The sequence below is a fragment of the Lysobacter sp. Root690 genome (assembly GCF_001427785.1).
In the GTDB taxonomy this organism is placed as follows: domain Bacteria; phylum Pseudomonadota; class Gammaproteobacteria; order Xanthomonadales; family Xanthomonadaceae; genus Lysobacter.
Genome location: NZ_LMHM01000001.1, coordinates 603,172 through 611,622, shown reverse-complemented (window position 1 = coordinate 611,622; position 8,451 = coordinate 603,172). Strand labels below are relative to the sequence as shown.

At 68.3% G+C, this 8,451-nt stretch carries 9 protein-coding genes; 6 read left to right on the top strand and 3 right to left on the bottom strand.

Annotated elements, in window-relative coordinates; all coding sequences use genetic code 11:
• Positions 1–358: 358 nt before the first annotated feature.
• Positions 359–805 carry a carboxymuconolactone decarboxylase family protein gene (locus tag ASD86_RS02695; RefSeq protein WP_056106555.1) on the bottom strand — a complete coding sequence of 149 codons (447 nt, stop codon included), beginning with the start codon at positions 803–805 and terminating at the stop codon, positions 359–361.
• A 98-nt stretch (positions 806–903) separates the two neighbouring features.
• Between ASD86_RS02695 and ASD86_RS02690 the strand changes: the two genes are divergently transcribed.
• Entirely contained in the window at positions 904–1,806 is a 903-nt protein-coding gene (locus tag ASD86_RS02690) for a LysR family transcriptional regulator (RefSeq protein WP_056106552.1), read from the top strand.
• 275 nt (positions 1,807–2,081) lie between these two features.
• Positions 2,082–2,297 (top strand): hypothetical protein, encoded by a 216-nt coding sequence (locus ASD86_RS02685; protein ID WP_056106550.1) that lies wholly within the window; start codon positions 2,082–2,084, stop codon positions 2,295–2,297.
• 527 nt (positions 2,298–2,824) lie between these two features.
• Here ASD86_RS02685 and ASD86_RS02680 read toward each other — a convergent pair.
• Together ASD86_RS02680 and ASD86_RS02675 are read right to left on the bottom strand one after the other, a co-directional pair.
• Positions 2,825–3,460 (bottom strand): nucleotidyltransferase family protein, encoded by a 636-nt coding sequence (locus ASD86_RS02680; RefSeq protein WP_056106548.1) that lies wholly within the window; start codon positions 3,458–3,460, stop codon positions 2,825–2,827.
• The gene (locus tag ASD86_RS02675; protein WP_082578045.1) at positions 3,457–4,479 is read right to left on the bottom strand and encodes an XdhC/CoxI family protein; all 1,023 of its coding nucleotides are present in this window, start codon (positions 4,477–4,479) and stop codon (positions 3,457–3,459) included. Before ASD86_RS02675 ends, ASD86_RS02680 begins: the two co-directional genes overlap by 4 nt.
• Before the next feature lie 342 nt (positions 4,480–4,821).
• Between ASD86_RS02675 and ASD86_RS02670 the strand changes: the two genes are divergently transcribed.
• From ASD86_RS02670 to ASD86_RS02660, 4 genes are read left to right on the top strand one after another with little or no spacing between them, the layout of a single operon-like run.
• A complete protein-coding gene (locus tag ASD86_RS02670) occupies positions 4,822–5,277 on the top strand; it encodes a (2Fe-2S)-binding protein (protein ID WP_036114861.1) in 456 nt (151 codons plus the stop codon).
• Between the two features lie 5 nt (positions 5,278–5,282).
• Positions 5,283–5,444 carry a hypothetical protein gene (locus tag ASD86_RS26350; protein ID WP_157476047.1) on the top strand — a complete coding sequence of 54 codons (162 nt, stop codon included), beginning with the start codon at positions 5,283–5,285 and terminating at the stop codon, positions 5,442–5,444.
• A 47-nt stretch (positions 5,445–5,491) separates the two neighbouring features.
• Positions 5,492–7,678 (top strand): xanthine dehydrogenase family protein molybdopterin-binding subunit, encoded by a 2,187-nt coding sequence (locus ASD86_RS02665; protein WP_056106546.1) that lies wholly within the window; start codon positions 5,492–5,494, stop codon positions 7,676–7,678.
• A 19-nt stretch (positions 7,679–7,697) separates the two neighbouring features.
• Positions 7,698–8,270, top strand: coding sequence for a hypothetical protein (locus tag ASD86_RS02660; RefSeq protein WP_200957165.1), 573 nt, complete (start codon positions 7,698–7,700; stop codon positions 8,268–8,270).
• The last annotated feature ends 181 nt before the right edge of the window (positions 8,271–8,451 follow it).

Here is an 8,451-nt window from a genome sequence, read left to right as displayed (position 1 = left end):
TTTTCTTTGAATCAAGAGCCCGCAAGTGCGGTGCTTACGCGGGCATGCGCCACACGGGACATCCTGTCCCGGTGGCGCACGGCGCACATCCATGTGCGCCGCCCTACGGGTGTGCTGTTGTTCTCGCGAGTTACAAGCCTCGCAGTGCTGGATGAACTGCGCGACTTCAAGCCCAAGCAAAAGCCACATGGGCTGCCTGTAGGAGCGGCGCAAGCCGCGACCGCGCAATTACGGGCACGACGAAGCCTGCGGCGTAGTCGCAATGTCGCGGTCGCGGCTCGCGCCGCTCCTACAGGCAGACCATGCGGCAATGTCGGTTACCTATATCCGCTACGAACAATGCGGAGCGTCAGTACACTCATCCCACCAACGCCGGATCCGGCTTGCGAAATGCGATCCCCAACCGATTCCACGCGTTCATCGCAATCGCCGCATGCGTCAACGCCACCAGATCCGCATCGCTGAACTGCGAACGCGCCCGCGCATACACCTCGTCCGATACCGGCGCCTGACTGACCAGGGTGATCGCATCCGCCCACGCCAGCGCAGCGCGTTCGCGCTCGCTGAACGGGCCTTCCGGCCACACCCGCAGCAGATGCAGACGGCGATGGCTTTCGCCGCGCTCCACCGCTTCCTCGGTGTGCAGGCGGATGCAGTAGGCGCAGCCATTGAGCTGCGACACGCGCACGTTGACCAGATCGATCAACGAAGCTTCCAGCGAACTCTTGCCGACGTGATGGCTCAGGCCGGCCAGCACGCGGGTGCCTTGCGGGTCGATGGCGTTGTAATCGAGACGGGTGGACATCGGGACTTCCTCGGAGGGGGCGTCGTGCGACGCGAGGCCGGCAGGTTAGGATGTTCATCGTTGAAATACATTCCGCCACGAATGCAAGGCGAGATTGCATGAATGAACAAGCGCTGGCCTGGGACGATTACCGCTTCGTGCTCGCGGTCGGTCGCGCCGGATCGCTCAACGGCGCGGCCAAGCTGCTGACCGTCAGCCATCCGACCGTGTTCCGCCGGATCAATGCGATCGAACGCAGCCTCGGCGCGCGCTTGTTCGAACGCGCGCGCGACGGTTACGCGCCGACCCCGACCGGCGAGGAGGTGATCGCGGTCGCGGCCGAGATCGAAACCCGGATCGCCGCGACCGAACGGCGTCTGGCCGGACTGGACGCGCGGCCGAGCGGCAAGGTCCGGCTGACCACGGTCGAGCCGCTGCTGTACGGCGTGCTGCCGCCGTTGCTGGCGCGGTTCCGCGATACCCATCCGGGTATCGTGCTGGAGTTGATCACCGACAACGCGGTGCGCGACCTGAGCCGGCGCGAGGCCGACCTGGCGCTGCGTCCGGGCGGCAAGCCGCCGGAGGGGCTGATCGGGCGCAAGGTCGCGCGCATGGCCACGGGGGTCTACCGCCCGCGCTCGCTGCGCCTGCCGCGTGGCGCCCGGCCGGACGATCTGGCCGATTACGACTGGCTGGTGCCCGACGGCAATCTGGCCCATATCGGCATGGCCCAGTGGCTGCGGCACAAGCAGTACGACCGGCGCACGGTGTTCAGCGCCAACAGCCTGATCGCGTTGCGCGACGCCGCCGCCTGCGGCATGGGGCTGACGGTGCTGCCGTGCTATCTGGGCGACGCCGAGCGGCGTCTGGTGCGGGTGGGCGATCCGGTGGCCGGGCTGGCGGCCGACCTGTGGCTGCTCAGCCATCCCGACCTGCGCCGCACCGAACGCATGCGGGTCTTCGCCGATGCCCTGCGCGAGGGGCTGGCGGCCTTGCAACCGATGTTCGACGGCCGCCGCTAGCGTGGTGGTGTGTACTCACGGTGGAATATTTCATCCGTGAAGCAGGTCCACATGAACAAATACCATGCCAAGTCCACTGGTGGTTTTTGAACTTGTGACGTCACGCACATCAGATTAGGAAAATTCCTACACGCTTACAGGCGTTCCGACGACGGTTTCCTGTTCACGCAACGCGCATCTTTTAGACGCTCCGACGGCACCACCGAGTCATAGATCCGCCACGAGGCGGGCATTCCCCCAGACCGGGCCGGCTGAACTTTTACAAGGATGGATCCATGTTTCGCGTCGAACTGAAGCAGCGCGACGGCAGCGACGACAATGCGCTGGCCGTGGCGATGGCCGAAATCCAGAAGGAATACCGCAGCGCCGAAGCGGCGTTGCGCGCTGTGCTGCCGCAGGCCCGCAAATACGCCATGCATGCGCCCAAGGGCCTGTGGCTGCGGATCTACGATGCGGAATCGCAGCCCGTGTTTGGCACGCTGGTTCCCTAGGGCTGGCGTGCGGTTTGCGCCGCCCGGCTGACAGGAGGTCCGGCCGGGCGGCGCGGGCCTCCAAGCACGTATTGGCACACGGCGCGCGGCTGTGCTGGCCTGATAGATATTTCGACTTTGGATTGCGATGCGCCGCGCGCGTCGGTGCTGTTGCACTGAGCCTCAGAGCCCCTCTCCCGCTTGCGGGAGAGGGGTTGGGGTGAGGGTGTCCAGGTCAGGTTTCCCTGCAAGCACTGCGGTATCGACTGCTCCTGCAACGGCATTCGCGCCTTCGGCGCTCATTCCCTCACCCTGGCCCTCTCCCGCAAGCGGGAGAGGGAAAAGGCGGCGCAGGAAGATGCGTCGTGGTCCTCTGTAGAAGCCGCGCGAGCCGCGACCGCGGTACCTGAGTAACGACGCAGGCCCGGCCGCAAGCCAGCCAACATGCTTGCAACATCGTGGTCGCGTCGTAGGCGAGGTGGCGCGGTCGCGGCTTGCGCCGCTCCTACAGAGAGGTGGCGGACATTCGGGCCGGCGGTGCGATACCTCTATAGGCCCTGCGTCGCAGTCGGGTCCGGATCGATCCAGCCACGCTCGATCGCTACCGCCACATCGGCCGGCGTGTCCAGGTCCCATTCCAGTTCCGGCGCCTGCAGCCGCCAGACCGCGCCGGGGACCTGAGCCGCCAAGGTCGCGCCGAAGCCGCGGTCGCCGTGCAGGCCGGTGCTCTGTCGCCACAATGCCGGTGGGATCAACGCCGGTATGCCCAGCGCTTCGCCATGCGCGGTGGCCGCGCAAGCACCGGGCGACCATGAGGCCCCCGCGATCAGCGCGCTCAGGTGAGCGCCGTCGAGGGCCGGTTGATCGCAGCCCAACACCAGCACCGAGCCGTCGAAATCATCGAGCGCGCGCGCGGCCGCGTGCAGGCTGCTCGACAGGCCTTGTTCCCAGTCGGGATTGAACACGCTCTCCACGTCCAGTCCGGCCAGTGCCGCCTGCATCGCGTCGCGGCGCGCGCCGAGCACGACCACGGTGCGCAGCGCGCCGCTGGCCGCGGCCAGTCGCGCCGCGCGATGCAGCAAGGTTTCGCCGTCGCGGGTCAGCAGTTGCTTGGGTCGGCCGAGGCGCCGGCTGGCGCCGGCGGCCAGCACCACGGCGGCATGCGTCGGCGCGGGACGGGTCATGGCGAAGCCTGCGCGTGGCGGTGGCTGTGCAATTGCGCGGCGATGCTCAGGGCGATCGCTTCGGGTCCTTCGCCGCCGAGCTTGAGGCCGATCGGCGAATGCAGGCGCGGCAGCAGCGAGGCGCCCGCCGAGGCCGGCAACACCCGAAACAGATCCTCGCGCCGACGCTGCGGACCGAGCAGGCCGACGAAACCGATCGCCTGGCCGCTGATGCTTTCGGCCAGATGCTCCAGCGCTTCGCGGTCGAGTTCGAAATGGTGGTGCATGACCAGGGCCGCGTCGTGCGGGCGCGCGGTCGCCAGCGCCTGCGCGGGACTGCGCGCGAGCGCGTGGTCGGCCAGCGCGGCCAAGCCGGACCAGCGCGGGCGGCGTTCGACCAGGGTGGTCATCCAGCCCAGCGTGCGCAGCAACGGCAGCAGCGCCGGGGTTTCCGGGCCGGCGCCGAACACCAGCACCGACGGCGGCGTGGCGATGTCCAAGGTCCAGTGAGCGCCGCCTTCGATCGCCCACGGCAAGGACGTGACCGGCACGGTCCAACGCATGCGTTCGTCGCCGACCGCGGCGGTCACCGCGCCGGTGCTGCGAATGTCCAGGCGCAGATCGCCGTGGCCGCGCCGCCATTCGTCGACCAACGCCGGCCAGCCGTCGAGCGCGGCCAGCGGCAGCAAGGCCAGGCGCAGGCGGCCGCGGCAGCCGACCGCGGAACCGGCGAACAGGTCCTCGTCGCTGCGGGTGTCGATGTCCATCCATTCGATGCCCTGCGATGCGGCCGCGTCGGCCGCGCGCAGTTCGATATCGGGTTCGATGCAGCCGCCGCTGAGCCAGCCGATCTGGCCGTCGCGCGCGCCGAACAAGGCCAGCGCGCCGGGCCGCACGTACGTGGAGCCTTCGGTTTCCAGCACCACCGCCAGGGTGGCCGGATCGCCGCGCGTCGCCGCGGCGGCGCTGGCTTCGACCACCGCGCGCGCCCCGCCCGGCGCGGTCCGCGTCGCGGTGGGAGGTTCGGGCGAATCGGCCATCGCGGTGCGCCTCGTGGGCGGTGGATGCTTCGAGTCTAGAGCGATCGCGAAGAAAAAACGCATGCGCCGGTCGCGGCCGGCGGCGCGGCGTGGCGGTTTGGGCAAGCGCGGGCGATCGCGCGCGCGTGCGCGATCGGTTTGGACGCATAGCGAATGCGCGTCGATGCCCGGTGCGTCCGCGCGCGGCGTCCCGGTGCTCAAGCCGCTCGCAAGCCTGGAGGATCGTGCAATTGCGGCCGATTCGACAGCGGTCACGCAGTGCGAAAGTCTTAGTGCCACTACCTAGCCGGCGCGGCACACGAGGAGTAGGCTCGAACCACCCCAGCCGCCGCGAGGGATCCAATGAAGCTCAACGTCAACGGCACCGAACACGAGGTCGCCGCTCCGCCGGACATGCCGCTGCTATGGGTCCTGCGCGACCTCATGCAGCTGACCGGCACCAAGTTCGGCTGCGGCATCGCCCAATGCGGCGCCTGCACGGTGCATGTCGACGGCTCGCCGCGGCGCGCCTGCGTGACTCCGGTCGCCAGCGTCGAAGGCAAGCAGATCACCACCATCGAGGGCCTGTCGAAGGACGGCAGCCACCCGGTGCAGCGCGCCTGGGCCGAGATCGACGTGGTCCAGTGCGGCTACTGCCAGTCCGGCCAGATCATGTCGGCGGCGGCGCTGCTGACCAAGATTCCCGCGCCGACCGACACCGATATCGACCAAGCCCTGTCCGGCAACATCTGCCGCTGCGGCACCTATCCGCGCATCCGCGCGGCGGTGAAGCGCGCGGCCGAGATCGGCAAGGCGTGAGCGGCGTGGGTTCGATCGCGATCGCGCATTCCCGCGGCGGCGATGCCGCGCGTGGCGATGGCGCGTTCTCGATCGACGTCAGCCTGTCGGCCCGTACCCACGCGCGCCGCGCGCATCCGAGCGGCACCAACGTGCGCAGCGCGCGAACGCCGCGGCCATCGACTTGAGCCGGCGCCGCTGACGCGCGCCGTCCTTTTTTGCAACGGAGGTTCCCGTGAACGCCGTGCCATCGAATTCCCGCCGGCAATTTCTCAAGACCGGCGCGCTGATCGGCTCAGGACTCGTGGTCGGGTTCGTGCTGCCCGCGGCCAGCCGCTTCGCCCAGGCCGATCCCGCCGTCGCCGCGGCGGCCGCCGCGCAACCGTTCGCGCCGAATGCGTTCCTGCGCGTGGGCAGCGACGACAGCGTCACCGTGCTGCTGTCGCATTCGGAAATGGGCCAGGGCATCTGGACGGGCCTTGCGATGTTGATCGCCGAGGAACTCGATGCCGACTGGTCGAAGATCAAGGTCGAGCACGCACCGGCGGCGCAGGCCTACGCGCACACCGCGTTCGGCATGCAGATGACCGGCGGTTCGACCAGCACCTGGTCGGAGTTCGATCGCTACCGCCAGGCCGGCGCGACCGCGCGCGCGTTGCTGATCGCAGCCGCGGCGCAGCGTTTCGGCGTGCCGGTCGATCAGGTGACCACCGAGAACGGCGTGGCCATCGCCGGCGACAAGCGCGCGCGCTACGGCGAACTCGCGCTCGACGCGGCCAAGCTGCCGCCGCCGAAGGCGCCGCTGCCGCTCAAGGACGCCAAGGACTGGAAGATCATCGGCAAGTCGACCAAGCGTCTGGACGGGCCGGAAAAGATCACCGGCAAGGCCAAGTTCGGCATGGACGTGCAGTTCGACGGACTGCTGACCGCGGTGGTCGCGCGCTCGCCGGTGTTCGGCGGTTCGGTCAAATCATTCGACGCGAGCAAGGCCAAGGCGATAGCTGGCGTGCGCGACGTGGTCCAGGTGCCCAGCGGCGTGGCGGTGATCGCCGATCACTACTGGGCCGCCAAGCAAGGCCGTGATGCCTTGGTGGTCGATTGGGATCTCGGCCCGAACGCGGGCCTGGACACGGTCAAGTTGCGCGAACAGTTCCGCGCGCTCGCCGCGACCGAAGGCGCGGTCGCCGGCCAGGCCGGCGACGTCAAGGGCGCGCTGGCGAAAGCCGCCAAGACCATCGAGGCCGAATACAACGTGCCGTACCTCGCGCATTCGCCGATGGAGCCGTTGAACTGCACGGTCAAGATCGACGCCGACGGTTGCGATGTCTGGACCGGCACCCAGTTCCAGACCGTGGACCAGAAGGTCGCCGCGGAAATCACCGGACTCAAGCCCGAGCAGGTGCGCATCCACACCATGTTCCTCGGCGGCGGTTTCGGCCGTCGCGCGACGCCGACCTCGGACTTCGTGACCGAGGCGGTGCACGTGGCCAAGGCCGCCGGCAAACCGGTCAAGACGGTGTGGTCGCGCGAGGACGACGTGCGCGGCGGCTATTACCGGCCGATGTACCTGCAACGCGCGCGCATCGGCATCGACGCGCAAGGCATGCCGGTCGCGTGGGAGCACGTGCTGGTCGGACAGTCGATCACCGCGGGCACGCCGTTCGAACCGATGATGGTCAAGAACGGCATCGATGCGACCTCGGTCGAGGGCGTGGCCGATTCGCCGTACATCACCGGGCTCAAGGATTTCCGGGTCGACCTGCATTCGCCTCGGACCGGTATTCCGGTGCTGTGGTGGCGTTCGGTCGGTCACAGCTACAACGCGTTCGTGATGGAGAGTCTGATCGACGAGTTGGCGTATGCGGCGGGGAAAGACCCGGTCGAGTACCGACGCACCTTGTTGAAGGCGCACCCGCGCCACCTTGCGGCGCTCGATCTCGTCGCCGACAAATCGCGCTGGGGTTCCAAGCTCGAACCCGGCCGCGGCCGCGGCGTCGCGGTGCATGAGTCCTTCGGCAGCTACATCGCCCAGGTCGCCGAGGTATCGCTGGTCGATCAGCCCGGTGGCGGCAAGGGTATTCGCGTGCACAAGTTCTTCTGCGCGATCGATTGCGGAATCGCGGTCAATCCCGATGGCGTGCACGCGCAGATGGAATCGGGGATCAACTTCGGCCTGGGCGCGGCGCTGCACAGCGCGCTGAGTTTCAAGGACGGCCGGGTGCAGGAATCGAACTACCACGACTACCGCGTGCTGCGGCTGGACGAAGCGCCGGAAATCGAAGTGCATATCGTGCCGAGCACCGAGAAGATGGGCGGCGCCGGCGAGCCCGGCACCGCGCCGGTCGCGGCGGCGGTGGCAAACGCGGTGTATGCGCTTACCCAACAGCGGTTGCGCGAGCTGCCGTTGCGGCTGCCGGCCTGAGGAGACGACGATGCGAGCGATGCCTATCGTTTTTACCGTGCTGGCCGCCCTGAGCTTGAGCGCATGCAGCGGTTCCAAGGTCACGCCCGAGCAACGCGACAAGGGCATCGCCGCATTCGCGACGGTGCAGAAGGTGTTCCAGCATCCGCGTTGCCAGAATTGCCATATTCCCGGTGATCAGCCCCTGCAGTTCGATGCCGGCATTCCGCACGCGATGGGCGTGGTGCGCGGGCCCGACGGCAAGGGCGCGGCCGGTCTGCCGTGCTCGACCTGTCACGGCGAAGCCAATCTGCCCGCGAGTTACGGCGTCAACGCGCCGCCGGGCGCGCCGCATTGGGCGCTGCCGCCGCCGGATCACAAGATGGCCTGGATCGGCCTGCCGGCGCCGAAGCTGTGCGAGATGATCAAGGACAAACGCAGCAACGGCGGCCGCGATTTCGCCGCGCTGATCAAGCACGTCAGCGAAGACAAGCTGGTGCTGTGGGGCTGGGAACCCGGCGGCGAACGCAAGCCGGTGTCGGTGCCGCATCCGGAATTCGTGGCGGCGTTCAAGACCTGGGCGCAGGCGGATGGGCCGTGTCCGGCGTCGTGATGCTTTAAGCCTCCACGGTGATGCTCTTAGCCCCTCTCCCGCTTGCGGGAGAGGGGTTGGGGTGAGGGTTGCGCGGCAAGGTGTTAACGCGGTCGCGACTACGTTAAAGGCACGTGCAACAGCATTCGCGCCTTCGGCGCTCATTCCCTCACCCTAGCCCTCTCCCGCAAGCGGGAGAGGG